Annotated in this window: 18 protein-coding genes; 8 read left to right on the forward strand and 10 right to left on the reverse strand. The window is 37.6% G+C overall.

Going from position 1 to position 17118, the window contains the following annotated elements:
- Nucleotides 1–11 precede the first annotated feature (11 nt).
- The 7 genes from NK987_RS18085 to NK987_RS18115 all read right to left on the reverse strand — a co-directional run bounded on the left by NK987_RS18085 (nt 12) and on the right by NK987_RS18115 (nt 3405).
- A complete protein-coding gene (locus NK987_RS18085; RefSeq protein ID WP_259265005.1) occupies nt 12–254 on the reverse strand; it encodes a hypothetical protein in 243 nt (80 codons plus the stop codon).
- A 41-nt stretch (nt 255–295) separates the two neighbouring features.
- Complete coding sequence (locus NK987_RS18090; protein ID WP_259265006.1) at nt 296–721, reverse strand: hypothetical protein; 426 nt, start codon at nt 719–721, stop codon at nt 296–298.
- Between the two features lie 503 nt (nt 722–1224).
- On the reverse strand, nt 1225–1575 hold the full coding sequence (locus NK987_RS18095; RefSeq protein ID WP_258423717.1) for a cupin domain-containing protein: 351 nt from the start codon (nt 1573–1575) through the stop codon (nt 1225–1227).
- A gap of 89 nt (nt 1576–1664) precedes the next feature.
- Nucleotides 1665–2225, reverse strand: a complete 561-nt coding sequence (locus NK987_RS18100; RefSeq protein WP_258423718.1) for a helix-turn-helix domain-containing protein — start codon at nt 2223–2225, stop codon at nt 1665–1667.
- Between the two features lie 206 nt (nt 2226–2431).
- Nucleotides 2432–2656, reverse strand: a complete 225-nt coding sequence (locus tag NK987_RS18105) for a general stress protein CsbD (RefSeq protein WP_258423719.1) — start codon at nt 2654–2656, stop codon at nt 2432–2434.
- A gap of 128 nt (nt 2657–2784) precedes the next feature.
- Nucleotides 2785–2940, reverse strand: coding sequence for a lmo0937 family membrane protein (locus NK987_RS18110; protein WP_258423720.1), 156 nt, complete (start codon nt 2938–2940; stop codon nt 2785–2787).
- Nucleotides 2941–3093: 153 nt separating this feature from the next.
- Nucleotides 3094–3405 carry a hypothetical protein gene (locus NK987_RS18115; RefSeq protein WP_259265007.1) on the reverse strand — a complete coding sequence of 104 codons (312 nt, stop codon included), beginning with the start codon at nt 3403–3405 and terminating at the stop codon, nt 3094–3096.
- A gap of 599 nt (nt 3406–4004) precedes the next feature.
- Here NK987_RS18115 and NK987_RS18120 point away from each other — a divergent pair.
- From NK987_RS18120 to NK987_RS18155, 8 genes are all read left to right on the forward strand, one after another.
- Nucleotides 4005–5180 (forward strand): helix-turn-helix domain-containing protein, encoded by a 1176-nt coding sequence (locus tag NK987_RS18120; RefSeq protein WP_259265008.1) that lies wholly within the window; start codon nt 4005–4007, stop codon nt 5178–5180.
- Nucleotides 5181–5488: 308 nt separating this feature from the next.
- Nucleotides 5489–5824: a helix-turn-helix domain-containing protein gene (locus tag NK987_RS18125; RefSeq protein ID WP_258423723.1), complete on the forward strand. Its 336-nt coding sequence runs from the start codon at nt 5489–5491 to the stop codon at nt 5822–5824.
- Nucleotides 5825–5835: 11 nt separating this feature from the next.
- On the forward strand, nt 5836–7398 hold the full coding sequence (locus NK987_RS18130) for an arylsulfatase (protein WP_259265009.1): 1563 nt from the start codon (nt 5836–5838) through the stop codon (nt 7396–7398).
- Between the two features lie 115 nt (nt 7399–7513).
- Nucleotides 7514–8224 (forward strand): PorT family protein, encoded by a 711-nt coding sequence (locus tag NK987_RS18135; protein ID WP_259265010.1) that lies wholly within the window; start codon nt 7514–7516, stop codon nt 8222–8224.
- 29 nt (nt 8225–8253) lie between these two features.
- Nucleotides 8254–8787: a hypothetical protein gene (locus NK987_RS18140; protein ID WP_259265011.1), complete on the forward strand. Its 534-nt coding sequence runs from the start codon at nt 8254–8256 to the stop codon at nt 8785–8787.
- Between the two features lie 16 nt (nt 8788–8803).
- A complete protein-coding gene (locus tag NK987_RS18145) occupies nt 8804–9814 on the forward strand; it encodes an HAD family hydrolase (RefSeq protein ID WP_259265012.1) in 1011 nt (336 codons plus the stop codon).
- A gap of 1 nt (nt 9815) precedes the next feature.
- The gene (locus NK987_RS18150) at nt 9816–10571 is read left to right on the forward strand and encodes a DUF3575 domain-containing protein (RefSeq protein ID WP_259265013.1); all 756 of its coding nucleotides are present in this window, start codon (nt 9816–9818) and stop codon (nt 10569–10571) included.
- A gap of 134 nt (nt 10572–10705) precedes the next feature.
- Complete coding sequence (locus NK987_RS18155) at nt 10706–11359, forward strand: DUF4136 domain-containing protein (RefSeq protein WP_259265014.1); 654 nt, start codon at nt 10706–10708, stop codon at nt 11357–11359.
- 153 nt (nt 11360–11512) lie between these two features.
- On the opposite strand, the gene NK987_RS18160 is transcribed toward NK987_RS18155, so the two are convergent.
- The 3 genes from NK987_RS18160 to NK987_RS18170 all read right to left on the reverse strand — a co-directional run bounded on the left by NK987_RS18160 (nt 11513) and on the right by NK987_RS18170 (nt 16990).
- On the reverse strand, nt 11513–13066 hold the full coding sequence (locus NK987_RS18160) for an alpha-amylase family glycosyl hydrolase (protein ID WP_259265015.1): 1554 nt from the start codon (nt 13064–13066) through the stop codon (nt 11513–11515).
- 64 nt (nt 13067–13130) lie between these two features.
- Nucleotides 13131–14192: a class II fructose-bisphosphate aldolase gene (fbaA, locus tag NK987_RS18165; protein WP_259265016.1), complete on the reverse strand. Its 1062-nt coding sequence runs from the start codon at nt 14190–14192 to the stop codon at nt 13131–13133.
- A 20-nt stretch (nt 14193–14212) separates the two neighbouring features.
- Nucleotides 14213–16990 (reverse strand): DUF4961 domain-containing protein, encoded by a 2778-nt coding sequence (locus NK987_RS18170; protein WP_259265017.1) that lies wholly within the window; start codon nt 16988–16990, stop codon nt 14213–14215.
- Nucleotides 16991–17118 lie beyond the last annotated feature (128 nt).

Below are 17118 nucleotides of genomic sequence, written 5' to 3' on the forward strand. Positions count from 1 at the left end.
AAAGCCAAATTTCAATTGGAAACTTCTTCCAAAGCTGTTTTGGAAGCATCCATCCTGCTTTTTACTTTGTCTTTTAGGATTCTGCCTTCTTTCTTCAGCTTTTTTGCAAGGTATTCACCTGTTTGCTTTACCTTCTTCTTGCTTATGTTATTTCTGTTTTTTCGGAAAAAAAAACCAATGATAGCACCTGCACCAATCACCATCAGTACACTGCTGACAATCAATCCGGTTGGATTTGAATCTGAAATTTTCATAGTGTGTTTCTTTTTTTTTGTTAAAAATTCGAATCCAAATTTTATCTCGGGATAAAATGAAGTTCGAGAGTTCCTCCGTCTTGTTTAAGCCACATTTCAGAACTTTCAAGCTTCAGTATTTCATAAATCCCATCTGCGAGGTTGTTGTCAAAATCAAAAGAGATTTTTTCTTCATCACTCATAAATATCCATACTCCGTTAGTCACGAAGTCATATTCCATACCGAGCAAAGTGTACTGTGCAGTGAGGGTGGCAGCGCCATCTTCTGTAAGGTCCAATTCATATTTCGTGTAATCCGCCGTGACATTGGTGCCATTATCCAAAGCCTCTGCTATTTTCCAATCATTGCCCACTCTATCTGCTTTCGGTATTAGGCTGACAGCCGGTCCATCCGGGTAATCTTCACATCCAAATGCAAGCAATCCCGACAGCATAATTAATACAGTAATTGATCTGATCTTTTTCATAATACTTGTGGTAAATAATCGTTGGTTTAATTTATTCAAAGGTAGGCTTAGGAGGTCTTTTAAAATTATAGATTATACTATAAAGCTTACAGATATTACTTATTGGGGGAATCTGGAAGGTTTGAGGGGACACAAACTATGGTGATGCAGAATCAGAAATGTTTGTGGAGACACAAAAATTGGCTGGTAGAAATCTAAATCTTGGTAGGGATTAAAAAAAGAAAAGACAGGTTTGACCTGCCTTTCTTACCATTTTATAAGCCCTAATAAAATCTTAAAATATTCTTTCTACTCACTAGTTAACCCCATCCTGAGATTGCACTAAGGAAAATTAAAAAATGTGATTATCCATTTGTCGGTAAGCATCGGTATCATTTAATTCACCCAAACAAATTCCACCGAAGGAAAAATAGCAGGCGATCCATGTTAACCTCTAAAGTAACAGAGACCTTCCAAAGCTTGTCGCTGACCTACAAATAGATAATCTGAAATCAATCAAAAAGTTAATCCTCGTAACCGCTTTTGATGATTGTCGAAACCATCTTAAACTGTTTGTTTGCATTGAAAATATAATTGGAGTTGGCAGGGATAATGATTCCCTGTCCACGAGTCAGTGTAAACTTTTTGATATCTATCGTAAGTTCTGCACTGCCATCGATAATCTGGATATAATTGTCAAAATGGGAAATCCTTTCTTCAACTTGGGTACCCACATCCATAGCCGAAGCTGTAACGCTTCCGGTGACTTTGCTCAGTATCCTCTTGCTGACAACCGAATCTGTGAGGTATTCGATGATTTCTGTGATCACATGTTCTGATCCTTTTGCCAGTTCCAAATTCCCTTTTCTTTCCATCTTCTGTACTTTTTTGCAATTCTTATGATACAAATGTCAGGAATATTGGAGTGGTAATTTTGCAGATTATATGGTAAAACTTACATATATCATACATTTTCCAAATTTTCTTTTCGAATTTTTTTCATCTGCTTAAAAAATGAAGGAGTAAGTCCCGTGATTTTCTTAAACTGATTGGAAAGGTGGGATACACTGCTGTAATTTAACCTGTAAGAAATCTCTGTCAGGTTGAGTTCGTCATACAGCATCAGTTCTTTGACCCTTTCGATTTTATGAAAAATAATAAACTGCTGTATGGTGATCCCCTTTACATCAGAAAAAATATTGGAAAGGTAAGTATAGTCATAACCGAGTTTTTCACTGATAAAGACCGAATAATTGACTTTGGGTACTTCCTCATTGTAATGGACCATTTCGATGATGACATTTTTGATTTTATCAATAAGGATACTTTTCTTGTCATCAAGAAGCTCCAGCCCTATCTTTTTTAAGTTGGCTTGAAGGTCATCATGCTGTTGCCCTGTCAATTCAGTTTTTAAATCGACTATTCCGATGTCAATGGTAAGAAAGGGAATACCTAGCTTTTCCAGTTCCATTTGGACTATCATTTTGCAGCGGAGGCTGACCATATATTTGATATAGATTTTCAAGCTCTTTGAGTTTGGTTAACTTAAATATTCTAAAAAATTAATTGGCTGAAATCCGTGGTGGGAGTATTTGTAATTTACTGATTCTCTTTGATAAAACTTAAAATATTATTGAAATCATAAGTGGGATTAAAAAAACTCACAGAAAATCTATTTCTGTGCAATTGTTTCAAAAAAAAAATTAGGATTCACTCTAAGGTCAAAAAAAATCAGACTGTGGCCATGTGGCCTATTCTTAGAAATTTGACAACTTCGTTGTAATTTTTGTTTAACCTGACTTCAATTCTCCTGATAAGTTCGTCTTCTTTTCCCTCTTCAAACTCCAGGTCTTCGTCAGTCAGTTCAGGAAATCTGGTTTGCAGGTGGGTAGATTGTCTCCCCCAATCACCGTATACCTTGAAAGGTTCTTTTTTTACACTTTTTCTAAATTCCATATTAAGTTTTGGGTTGGTTAATATAAAAACAAAGGTCGGCTTAAAACCGACCTAAAAGATTATACAATGACAGAATAGGCTTACAAATATTACATATTCTGTCATAGACCTAAGCGGATACTGTTATATCAGACACCGCTTCCTCCCCTGATGACACGCAGCAAAACTACTACGATCGCAATGACCAAGAGGATGTGGATGATGCCACCGCTGCCATAGCCAAGAAAGCCTACGGCCCAGATAATAACTAAAATAACGGCAATAATATAAAGGAGATTTCCCATAGTTTTGGTTGTTGAGGATTGAATTAAGAGTTTATGAAATATTAGATTCAGGTAAATGAAATTTTAAAGGCCAAAATCAAAATGAATTCTTACGGTTTCAATTTCGAATACCCGAATTCAGAGGTAAGAAATCTGCCATTCCGGTAGGACCGATTACAACAACAGGATCAATAAGATGATGACCAACAAAAGCGCACCGATGGAAAGGTAAACTCCTCCCCCATCTCTTTTTATTTCTTCATTGATTTCTCGCACTTCAGACCTCAGTTCTTTTTTCTCGGTTCTGTCCATCATGGACCTATCCATAGTTTTGATCTCTTCGAGCCGGTCCACCAAAATCTTCATTTCGGCCTCAGGCATCTTGGGCTTGGTCTCTACTTTATCTTTGCCTCCAGCTAATACTGAAGCAGAAGAGAAAAAGGTGAAAGCTATTGCCAGCATTAAAATCAGATTGAATCTTTTCATCTTAGATGTTTATTTATGTGGCAATTTTGCAGGATTTTAGTTAACAACTCTTATAATTTGCTCGCCAAAAGTTTCATATTTAACAGATTTGCTTAGGTGGGAAAAAGGATGAGTAACCAGGAAATCAGAATAATAGACTTATCTATTCGAACGATAGGTTAATTAATTTTTTTCGGCACACCCTTCAAACTGAGAAATCTATTTTTTGACAAGGATATGAAAAAGTGAACTCTGGAAATATAAAGACTTGGAAGATAATTTATTTGCAATATTTTGATAAATACGGTATTTAATCATATTTCAATGGCTTTTTTTTCATTTTGAATAATTACATTTGGTTGGTTTAACGTAGAAACCAGGTATTCACGGCAACCACAATTAGGCGCAGTCATTGGCTGCGCCTTAATTACTTAATAAATATGATATGAAGTTTTATTATTATCTCTTCAAAACCCATTCCGCATGTTTCCCCTCAGAATTTTTTCATTTAGCTAAGAAACTTGAGATTGTAAACCCGGGAAAAATCAGGTTTAATCCAATAGTGTTTATTTATTATATTCCATACTGTTTCACCATTTCACTTTTTATCAATTTTTGAAATGAATTCGGGTTTGGATTTCAACAATATATTTTTCTTGGTTTCGGTTGTGATAGGCCTTCAGACAGGAGTTATTGTGATGGTGTATTCTTTCCGCAAAAACACAAAGAGTATCCCGCTCGCCCTTACTTTCTTGAGTCTTTCTTTGGCCATTTTTTTCAGCATGTTGATCAGTTCGGGTATGATGGTTCATTTCCCGGGAATTTACAGAACCGGAAATATTTTTGCATTGATATTCGTGCCCATGCCTTTTATCTACATGCATTGTGTCACCCATAACAGGGACTTGAAATGGAGCGATGCTTTTCATTTTATTCCGATGGCTATTTATATCATTGACTATTCCCCTGTTCTTTTTTTATCATCCGCAGAAAAGTTAGAATTAATCCTACAGGACATCAATGACCCTAATAAGTTCACAGAATTTAGACAAAGCATGTTTTTTCCAAATGGGTTCCATCAAACTTCGAGAACTATTCTGATCAATATTTATTGGCTGTTGCAGATGAGGCTTTTGGTCAAGTGGCAAAAAAACATCAACAGGTCTTTCAATAAGTTTGAAAAAGACTGGCAGGTATGGATTATTTTCTTCATGACCTTTCAATTCTTTTTGTTTATGCCTTTCTATCTGACTTATTTTTGGTTGGAAAAAGAATTGGTTTTTATGCTGGTTCACTTTACGGGAGCGGTTTTATTGATGTCGAGTGCAGTATTGCTTTATTTTTTTCCACAGCTTTTATATGGTCTGGATGAAATCAAATTTGTGACAGACCAAATAATTAAATTGGAGTATTCTCCCAAAACAGAAAAATTAGGTGTTCAACCTGATGATAAAATGAAAGAGCTTGGACAGATAATTTTAAATTGGATGGATGAAAAGAAAGTCTATCTCAATCAGCGGTATTCAATTCAGGATTTTGCAAGAGAAACAAACATCCCTTACTACCAGCTTTCTGCCTGTATCAATCATTATCTGAATACTAATTTTGCAGATCTTTTAAACAAAAAGCGTATTGAGCACAGTATGGAATTGCTCCAAAAAGGTGAATTTTCCCATTACACTTTAGAGGCTTTATCTGCCGAATGCGGTTTTAATAACCGAAATTCATTTGTAATTGCTTTTAAGAAATTCACCGGAAGGACACCATCAGATTATAGAAAAAGCCTAGTAAAATAAGCTTTGTCCTTACCTATGTAGAAAAATAGATTTTACAATATTTTGAAGCTGAACAAAAAACAAAATGAAAATTTTTTCGGCCCTTCATTTTTAGCAATTTCCTGATACTAGTTTGACAATATTCGATAAAAAATGTCAAGTAGACCGATAAAGCCCTCATAGCAATAGATTTACATTCCTATTTTTGATCCCAAAGACGCAAATAAAAAAATCATCGCTTAGGGTATTATTTGTTTGATACAATTTTTATAAATTATATGGAAATAAATGAAAATAAAACAAAACAAGCATTCTCAAGTCGCGAACTTGTGATAAAGTCAATTGAAATCATGCATCTCAATGTGGGTAATAAATCCGAAACTGATTTGGATGAATTGATCAGAAAGTTGGGAATGCCGCAGCGGACTTTTTATTATACCTTCAAAAAATTGACAGGAGAAAGTCCCAAAAGATTTATAAAGCATCTGAAGATCAAAAAAATTCAACAGGAATTAAAAATAAAAGGCCCAGGTCAAAACATCAAAAAAATAGCTTCTGAATATGGGTTTAGCCACATGGGGCAATTCAGCCAGGATTATAAAGATGTAATTGGTGAAAATGCTTCTTTAACAGTAAAAAACAATACAAAAACCAAATTATACTAACAAATCAGACTATGAAAAAAAACCTTTTAACCTTTTTTGCCCTGATAATAAGCGTCAGTATGGGATGGTCCCAACAGAAGAAACCCAACATTTTGGTTATCTGGGGAGATGATATCGGTACTTGGAACATCAGCCACAACAACCGGGGTATGATGGGATATATGACTCCAAATATAGATCGGATAGCGCGCGAAGGGGTTGGTTTTACAGATTATTATGCGCAACAATCCTGTACAGCAGGTAGGGCAGCTTTCATAGGTGGAAATGTTCCTGTCCGTACAGGAATGACCAAAGTAGGTATGCCGGGAGCTAAAGAAGGTTGGCAAAAAACTGACATCACCATTGCGACAGTGATGAAAAATCTTGGATATGCAACAGGGCAATTTGGAAAAAATCATCAGGGAGACCGAGATGAACATCTCCCAACAATGCATGGGTTTGATGAATTTTTCGGAAATCTTTACCACCTCAATGCAGAAGAAGAGCCTGAAAATGAAGATTATCCTTCAGATATGGTCCTTGCCAATGGAAAAAAATTTAAAGAGGTTTTTGGACCACGGGGTGTCATTCATTCTTGGTCAGATGGAAAAGGTGGGCAGAAAATTGAAGACACAGGAGCACTTACCAAAAAGAGAATGGAAACTATAGATGATGAATCTGTTGCTGCCGCTAAAGAATTCATCAAAAAACAAGTTGCTGCCGGAAAACCATTCTTTACCTGGTGGAATGGAACAAGAATGCATTTTCGTACCCATGTCAAAGAAGAACATAGAGGCATCAGTGGTCAGGATGAATACAGCGACGGAATGGTGGAGCATGATTTACATGTAGGAGAACTTTTGTCTTTATTAGATGAATTGGGAATAGCAGACAATACAGTGGTCATGTATTCTACTGACAACGGTCCTCATTATAATACCTGGCCTGATGCAGGGACTACACCTTTTCACGGTGAAAAGAACAGCAGTTGGGAAGGTGCATATAGAGTTCCTGCTTTTGTAAAGTGGCCTGGTAAATTTCCCGCAGGAGTTACTTTAAACGGTATTGTTTCCCATGAAGATTGGCTTCCGACTTTTGCTGCTATCGGCGGTGACCCGGATGTAAAAAGTAAAATAATGAAAGGAGTTTCAATGGGTGGCCGAACTTATAAAAACCACATTGATGGAGTAAACCAATTGGATTATTTATATGGTAAAGTAAAAGAGTCTCCCCGAACAGGATTCATTTATGTAAATGACGCAGGAGAAATAGCTGCTTTGAGATACGGAGACTGGAAGGCAATGTTCCTGGAAAATAGAGCTGATAAATTACAGATCTGGCTTGAACCATTTGTTGAACTGCGTGCTCCATACTTGACCAATCTTAGGCGCGATCCCTTTGAAAAAGCTTTATATGGTTCGAATACCTATTATGACTGGTATATTGACAGAGCTTATATATTAATGGCAATCCAAGGATATGCACTTAATTTTCTGACTACATTCAAAGATTATCCACCTAGTCAGACGGCGGGAGATTGGAGTTTGGGAAAAGTCCAAAAGCAAATTGAAAACATGGTTAAACCTTCAAATTGATTGAAGTCTTGATAAAACCGGACCTTCTGTTGGTCCGGTTTTTTTATTACAAATATATCTTAACCTCATTAGGATATGATTTGATTGGCCTTTTAAAAATCTAATGGATAATATTATGAAAAAAATATTGCTTAAAAGTATTGCTACAGTGTTTTTATTAATCTTGTCGCTGACGCCATCATTTTCTCAGGCGGCACTGATTGCTTTGATATTTGGTGATAAAGTGGCATCGGAAAAATTTCACCTTAGCGTCGATTTGGGTATGAATATTTCCTCATTGCCGGGATTGGAACAACAGCAGCATACCAGAGGCTTGTATTTTGGACTAGGAACTTTTATCAAATTGGACGATAAATGGACCTTAAATCCTGAATTCAAACCTTTGTCACCTCGGGGTGCTCGTTCCGTTTTGCCCCTCAATGATTATTCTGCTGTCTTATCCGATGTGAGCTACGATTTTGATTTAAACTATATTGATATCCCTGTTTTGATCCAATATAAGTTCAATGAGAAATTTTTTGCCTCTGCAGGACCTCAGGTAAGTTTCCTTACTTCTGCCACTCAAGTGGCCTCAGGCAATCTGCCATTGGGAAATGTGGTGGATATAGAAGAATCGGTCAAATCAAGTTTCAAACCGATTTACATAGCTGTTCCTCTAGAGATTGGATATTCCCTTTCTGACGCGAGGAAAGGGAAAGGCATGAACATCAAATTCAGGTATAATATTGGAGTCAGCCAGGTAATTGCTTTGTCTTCAGTTGGAACAAGCAGTGGATCTACATTTCAGGTTTTCGCCTCCTTCCCATTTATCAAAGTTGATCAATAGGACCTATTCTCAAAAAAAAACCACATCCTATGAAAGTGCTTCTTCTTTTTTTGCTTTTTTCTTCAGCAGCCTTTGCTCAAGAGGAAGATCATAAGGAGGAATCAAATGAAAGAAAACACAGCATTTCGGTACTGTTAAGCCATACTTATGTAAGAGAGGCTGTTTTGGAAGGTAAAATATCTTGGCGTGCCTTGCCCTCAATCGTTTTGGATTATAACTATACCTTGTCTCACCAATGGAAAATCGGTTGGCACAATGACTTGGTACTCGAAAATTTTGTAGTAGAAAGATTAGGGGGAAGATCCGAAATAGAAAGAAAGAAGCCGCTTGCTTCAACCATAGTGGCCGGATTCAAACCAGGTAAGCATTTTACTTATGAAATTGGGTTTGGAGGTGAATTTGAAACAGGAGAATCCTTTTTCTTAACAAGATTAGGAGTCGAATACAGCCTTGAAATCAAAGAAAATCTGGAATTTGTCACCAATTTCATTTATGATATTAAATGGAACGCCTATGACAGTTTTGCTATCGGAGTCGGCTTATCCAAATCATTTGGTAAATAAAAACATTAAATGCACTATGAAAAATTTAATTAAATTCTTTGTTTCATTGCTTTTATTGGCCTCATGCACTACTAAATCCCCTACTCTTTCAGAACTACCAAAGTCCGAAACGGATCCTTTGCCAAGCTGGAATGAAGGAACTTCCAAGTCAGGAATCATTGATTTTGTTACCAAAACCACCACGTCAGGAAATTCGGATTTTACACCTGAAGCAGATAGAATTGCAGTTTTTGACAATGATGGCACCTTATGGGCTGAACAACCCATGTATTTTCAATTGGCTTATGCCATTGATTTTATAAAAAAAGAATCTGAAAACCATCCTGAATGGAAGAAAAAAGAACCTTTTAAAAGCCTTATTGAGGATGATATCAAACATGTGATGGAAGGTGGAGAAAAGGCATTGTTTGAAATCATGATGGCTTCTCACGCCGGAATGACCTCGGATGAATTTCAAAAATCTGTCAGTGATTGGCTCAATTCCGCTAACCATCCCAAAACAGGTAAGCCTTATAACCAAATGATTTACCAACCTATGGTAGAATTGTTGGAATACCTGCGTGCGAATGGATATAAAACATTTATCGTGTCAGGTGGTGGAATTGATTTTATGAGGGTATGGGCAGAAAATGCATACGCAATCCCTCCTTACCAGGTCATTGGGAGTTCCATCAAATCCAAATATGAAATGGTGGATGGAATGCCTGTCATCACCAAACTTCCGGAACTCAATTTTATCGATGACAAAGCAGGTAAGCCAGTCGGTATATACCAACATATAGGAAAAAGGCCAATTATGGCAGCAGGAAACTCAGATGGTGATTATGAGATGCTGCAATATGTCACTTCCGGTGAAGGCCCACGGCTTGGAATGTTTGTTCACCATACGGATTCAATCAGAGAATTTGCATATGATAGAGATTCGCATATCGGAAAATTATTAAAAGGGCTCGATGATGCCCCTCAAAACAACTGGTTAATAGTAGATATGAAATCAGATTGGAATAAAGTATTTAACTTCAAATGACATGAAAAATTTATTGTTGATTTTCATTTTAACAATGTTTGCCGGCAATTTATTTGGTCAGGATTCTGAACCTACTGAAAATAAATTTCAAAATACCATCCGGTATAATATTTCCAATCCTGCGATCTTTGGGATTAAGAATATCATATTCGGATACGAAAGGGTTTTGAAAAAAAACAGGAGTTTTAGCATTGACATAGGCCTCAATCAACTTCCCGGTTTTAATTCAGAGGGAAATAATTCACAGAATGAATCCCTCGTTCTTTTGCGAGGAGGAAAAAACAGAGGAGTCCATTTTTCGGCAGATTATAGATTTTACCTGAAATCAGAAAACAAATTTGATGCTCCGAGAGGTGTATACATCGGACCTTATTATTCCTTCAATTCTTTTGATAAATCTAAAAACTGGCAACTAACATCCGACAACTTTGAAGGTGAGGTTGGAACAGAATTAGGTTTTAGGATCCATACCATAGGTGCAGAACTTGGTTACCAATTTCAACTATCAAAAAGATTTATGCTGGATTTTGTTCTTTTCGGTCCCGGAGTCGGAATATATAAATCCAAGGTAGATTTTGACAGCACCTTGGATCCCGATGATCAGGCCCTTGTTTTGCAAAAAATCAATGACCTATTATCTGAAAAAATCCCAGGATTCAATACGATAGTTGATGGTAGTGGATTCGAAAATACAGGAATTGCAAATGTCACAGGTCTTGGTTACCGATTTATGATCAATGTTGGCTACAGATTCTAAGTAAAAATATTTCCTGAAAAGCGAAAAATAAGTCAAGAGAAAATAAATTGATTAATATCTTGATAAATTTGTTTGTATCAGGCTATCCAAAGTTTATTCCAAGGCCAATTAAAAAACTAAAAAACCAAAAAAATATGAAAACATTAATTTCAAAAAGTTCATTTCATCTCCTCATTATGATTGCAATAGTCACTGCATGTGCCCCTTCGACAAAAATCATTGGATCTTGGAAAAGCCCTGAAGCAGAAGCATCCGGATATTCCAATCTTTTTGTCGCAGCTATGATCAGTGACAATTATGTTACAAAAAAAACCATTGAAGACGACATTGATGAATTATTGATCGAAAAAGGAATACAAGCAATCAGCAATCTTGAAAAAGTAAAACCGGGATTGATGCTTACCAATGACAACAAAGATCAAGTCGTCCAAGCAATCAGGGAAAGTGGTCGTGATGCCATCATGACTATAGCCATCATCGATCAGACAAATGAAACAAGATATGTTCCCGGCACAGCATACACTCCTATGTACTATGGTGGAGGATATGGAAGATTTGGTGGCTATTATGGAATGTATGGCCCTATGACTTATTCTCCTGGTTATTATGCCACAGACAAAAATTATTATGTTGAGATAAATTTATATGATTCGGAAACCCAGACTTTGGTCTGGTCAGCCCAATCTGCCACTACCAATCCGTCAAGCATAGACAAAGCTGCTAGAGAGTTTGCTTATGTGGTAGTGGACAAAATGATCAAAGACAAAATTATAATCCCTACCAAATAGGATTAACAGGAAACTCTCAATTTTCATAAAAAAGCCCGATTCAATTATGAAATCGGGACTTTTTCAATTGTATTTCCTAGTGAATAAAACAAAACCAGCCTCATTTGACCAAGATGAAATTTTTCTGTTGAGACTATTTTCATAAATGCAAAATCAGTACTCCAAAACAATACTACTGTAAGCCGGGAGAATGATTTTGTCGCCTTGCTTTTTGGCTTCTCCAAATGAATAAATTTCAGTTTGGAATTCTTCAGGTGCGTCTAATTCAGTTGAAACTCCGCTAAGATTGTGGACCACAAAAACCTCTTGGTCATCATGGTTCCTGAAAAATGCCATCAATTGCTTGGGCAATTCACCTTCATACAATTCCAATTTACCCAAAGCCAATGCTCTGTTGCTGTTTCTGATTTTTATGATTTCTTTGTAATGATTGAAATAACTCGTGCTCATTGACTTTTGGATCGCAAGTGGGGTCACCACGTCATCTTTCGAATAAGTCGGAACCATCCATGAGGTCCGTCCCTTATCATTAGCTTTCATGTCCCACAGAAACGGCTCTCTGATATTTTCATCGGGCTTTTTGCCCAACATACCGGTTTCTTCTCCATAGTATAAGTAGGGTGCTCCCGGCATAGTCATTAGGATATTGATAGCCTGCTTCAATTTCCTTGGATTTTCATCCAACGAATTGAGCAACCTCGGTTGGTCATGATTGGAGGAAAATGTGGCATCAATAAATTCATCTGTAATTCCATTATAAAAGTCTAAAACTTCCTTTTGCTTTTTTGCCAAAAGCATCCCGTCCTCCTTTTTGAAAGATTCGATCAGGGTGTAATGGAAATCAAAATTGAATAACGCAGGTAATCCCGGAAGATATGGGGCTACAATTTCTTTTTTGTCATAAACTTCCCCGACAAGATAAATATCAGGTTTGATTGCTGTCATTTTATCTCTGAATTCCTTCCAAAAGGAATGGTTGTCCTGTGGCCTGTCATCCGGAAAAATGTGCTTTGCTGCATCAAGTCTAAAACCATCTACCCCTACTTCTTCCAGCCAAAACCTTCCTATTTCATATATTTCCTCCCTTACCTTAGGATTGTCAAAATTAAGGTCAGGCATACCTCCATAAAAAAATCCATAATAATAATCTTCTCCAAATCCAGGATCATGCCACTGCCGGATATTATCACTGTCAAGGGTAATGGTTTTTTTATCAAGGTAAGCTGCAATGGTATCTTTTTGAGCCCAAACATAATAATCCCTATAGGGGTTTTCCCTTCCTTTTTGAGACTCCAAAAACCAAGGATGCTTATTGCTTGTGTGGTTGATGATCATGTCAATCACCACTTTAATGTCATTTTTATGGGCTTCATCCAAAAACGCCTTAAAATCTTCCATGGTCCCATAATCCGGGTGGATACTTTTGTAATCAGTCACATCATATTTATGATAACTCGGAGAGGCCATGATCGGCATAAACCAAATTGCATTTGCGCCTAGTTCCTTAACATGGTCTAACTTCTTTTTGACTCCATTGATATCCCCTATGCCATCACCATTGGAATCGTAGAATGATTGGATAAAAATCTCATATGTAATTCCTGCATTCGGCCAATGGTTCTCAACTTTTTTCTCTTTGTTACCTGAACAGGATACTGCGATGTATGTCAAAATCAATAAAATAATGTGGAAGCGTTTCAATTTCATAAGGTATGGTGAAAATAGAAAAAGTCACCTATAGTGACTTTTTCAAGGTTTTTAATGGATAAAATTAATTTCTGTTGATAGCATTTAGCATGTCAAACGCAAGTTCCAATCTTTTCATAAAGGTTTCCTCGCCTTTTCTCAACCAGACTCTAGGGTCATAATATTTTTTGTTTGGGCTGTCAGGACCTTCAGGATTACCTAGCTGAGACTGAAGATATCCTTCATTTGCCTTATAGTAATTTTTAATACCTTCCCAGAATGCCCATTGCTGATCGGTGTCAATGTTCATTTTAACAGAACCATAGCTGTTTGCCTCTCTGATTTCGGCTTCTGTTGAACCTGAACCTCCATGGAAAACGAAGAACAACGGCTTACCTGTGGTTCCGTACTTTTTATTGATATAATCCTGAGAATTCTTCAAAATGATTGGCTTCAGGGACACATTGCCGGGCTTATATACACCGTGGACATTGCCAAATGCTGCTGCAATCGTAAACAAATCATCCACTTCTTTGAGGTGTTCATAAGCATAGGCCACTTCCTCAGGTTGGGTGTAAAGTTTGGAGCTATCTACATCTGAGTTGTCCACGCCGTCTTCTTCACCACCGGTCACACCCAATTCAATCTCAATTCCCATTTCAAGTTTTTTGAATTTCTTGAAATATTCAACGGAGATTTCAATATTCTCTTTTACCGGCTCTTCAGAAAGATCCAGCATATGAGAGCTATATAGCGGCTTTTTATAAGCCGCATAATATGCCTGCCCTTCTTCCAAAAGCCCATCGATCCAAGGAAGCAGCTTTTTGGCACAATGGTCAGTATGTAAAACCACAGGTACACCATAAGCTTCGGCCATTCTATGAACATGAAGCGCTCCTGAAATAGATCCTTGTATCGCTCCGATTTGATTTTGATTTCCTAATCCTTTTCCGGCAAAAAACTGTCCGCCACCATTAGAAAATTGAATGATTACAGGAGAATTGACCTTTTTTGCTGTTTCAATGACGGCATTGACGGTACTGGTATTGATGACATTTACCGCAGGAAGGGCAAATTCACTTTCTTTTGCATACGACAATAGGTCTTTGAGTTCTTCTCCGTACTTAACTCCTGGTTTGAATTTCATGTTGATTTAAAATAGGTTGATTATTTCTTTAAAAACCGTTTTCTCATGATTTGACGGTTATCACTGATTTCAAAGATATAAAGACCTGAGGTAAATTCCTGTATATCCACTTGCAAATTCTTGTCTGTGGCCAAATATACATCCTCACGAATTACTTTTCCTGTCACATCAATTATCCTGAAATTACCCGAATTCATAGTTTCAGGAACCTTTATTATTAGCCTGTCAGAGGCAGGCACCGGATAAATTTTAAACTCTGACTGATTTGAAATTTCTGGATTTATAGAAAGAATCGGATCTTGAAGGATTTCACCTTCCGGCAATGGAAGTTTTTTATTGGTAAACATCAGGAATTCATTGGCCCTCACCCTGAAAGCCCGGGAATTTCCTGACAACACGATTTCTTCTCCTGTGAAGTAATTATACCAAGTTCCCGATGCGGGAAAAGTAAGGTTGGCACCGGCAATGTCAGTAAGTCCAAAATTTCCATAAAGGACCACTTGAAGGTCAGCGTCTGTCAGTTTGATGCTTTTCAAAGGTTGGAATAGCTCCAAAGTGGCGTTTTGGGGGTTGTTAAAAGCATTGTTGTTGCTTTTGAGATCTATCATTGCCCGGTACATATTGAAAAGACGCTGTCTTTCGGGATTTTCCAAATACTCCCATTTGGTAGGCTTGATACCAAGTCTGTCGTTATTAAGCTCTTGGTCGTAACCAAACTCTTCAAATTGCCAAATCATTTTTGGACCCGGAATGGAAAAGAAAAAGGCTGCCATCAATTGGTTCCTGTTTATGGCATTGCTGAGTTGACGGATATTGACCGGAGAAGTCTGTCCCCAAGTGAGTGATTCCCACATGGTCCTTTCTTCGTCATGGCTTTCCATGTAGCTGACTAAGGTATTATTGTTCCATCCACGGGTTTTGTAATATCCCCATTCAAAATTCCATGAATTCCCTTTGGCAATCTCCCTAAAATCAAAATTCATATTCCCCCAAAACATCAAGCCATGAGTTGACAATTCCTTTTCCTCAATGTTGTCTGCAAAATGCTCCAAAATCACATAGGCTTCAGGATGGTTTTCCTTGATTTGATCATATATGTTTTTCCAAATCGCAATCCTTGACGCATCATATTCTCCCCAAAATCCTACATTGTCTCCAGAATTGGTCTGGGTAAATCCTTTGCTCAAATCAAACCTAAATCCATCCACTTTGTATTCTGTCAGCCAATAATTATTGACAGAATCCATTAAAGCTTTGGTATAAGCACTCTCATGGTTGAAGTCATAACCGACATTGAATGGATGTTTTGCCACTCTGTTTAGCCAAGGATTATCCAAAGTCGGTGCTCCATAATCTCCATCATTATACAACCTTACAAACGGAGACTGACCAAAAGCGTGGTTGAGAACCATGTCCAAAATGACCACCATGCCTCTTTTGTGAGCCTCATCGATCAATTCCTTCAATTGATTTTTTGGACCGTAAAATTTATCTACCGCAAAAAAGAAAGATGGATTGTATCCCCATGAAAGATTCCCTTCAAATTCCTTGATCGGCATCAATTCAAGTGCATTGATCCCCAATCCTGCCAAATAATCCAAGCGCTCAATCACAGCTTTGAAAGTTCTTCTATCATCAAAATCCCTAACCAAAAGTTCATATACCACCAACTCCTCTTTGTCGGGTTTTTCATAATCAAGGTATTTCCATTGGTATTGGTCTTGGGCAGTCTGTAGGAAAGTTGCCTGGAATTCAGTTTTTCCCTTTGGATAGGGCTTCAATCCAGGGTATCTGTTTTGAGCTATGATTTCGTCATCATGAAAGGGATCTGAAACCTTGTCAGCATATGGATCACCTATCCTGATACTTCCGTCAACCAAATACTGAAAAATATATTCCTGCTTGGGAGTCAAACCTGTCAACCTATACCAAAACAATTCCTTATCAGGAGTTTGGTTCATTTGAAAACTCGGAAGCACTTCCCAGTTATTAAAATCGCCAATAACAAAAACGTTTTTCTTCAAAGGAGCTTCCAAAACCAAAACCACCTCTGTGTCAGAAATGTAATTGATCCCTTTTCTTACACCAGAAGGCAAAGGAGCCTGAGGGCTAGGTCCAACTACTGTCAGGGTGATTTCAGCAGTATCTTCCTCCCCCGATTTCAAAGCCTTGGCAACTACATTAAAGGATCCTTCAGTGGTGGCTTCAAAAGTATAAAGTAGACTTTCTGCTCCAGCTGCAGATGCCACTACTACTCCATTGATTTCTAAGCTAAGATCAGCAACATCCGATGAAGCAATCCTAATTTCTTGAGATTCCCCTATTTCCAATAATTTGGAGGAATTAGGATTGGTGAATGTCACCTCAAACCCTTGGCTCAGGTCTACAAAAAAATCTCCGTTGGTATCTGTTTTCCCTTCTAAAGACCCCGTGGCATTTCTAAAAACCATCCCCAACCTGTATATGGTTTGTCCGGCCGTAGGATTGAAAAAATCATTTGGTGTAAATTCCCATTCCCAGATATTTGGAGCGGTTTTTACCATCCTTGCATCAGGATTGGCAGTACCCCAAGCAAATGGCACGATGGCCCAAGTAGTCGATGTAGGGCCTGCTACTACTGCTCCGATATGGATATATACCGGGTCTACATCTTTTAGTCCTGTTGTCCCCTTGGTGGCATCATAAATGATTTTGATTTTTTGGTCTGCCCGTGGAAAAGCAGGTTCTGTGGTTACTTGGGAAAACCCAAACCTCAAGGTCAATAAAAATAAAACGGGAAATATTATTCTGAATTTCATTGTTTGCAATAACTAAATAACGATACTGATAATAAGGAATTTATTTGTCTGGAATTTTTACATTTACCTGAATAATTGTCAATCATAAATGCTGAATTCGTCACATTTTTACCTGCCCACAGCATACA

Source organism: Aquiflexum gelatinilyticum (assembly GCF_024813435.1).
Classification (GTDB): domain Bacteria; phylum Bacteroidota; class Bacteroidia; order Cytophagales; family Cyclobacteriaceae; genus Cognataquiflexum; species Cognataquiflexum gelatinilyticum.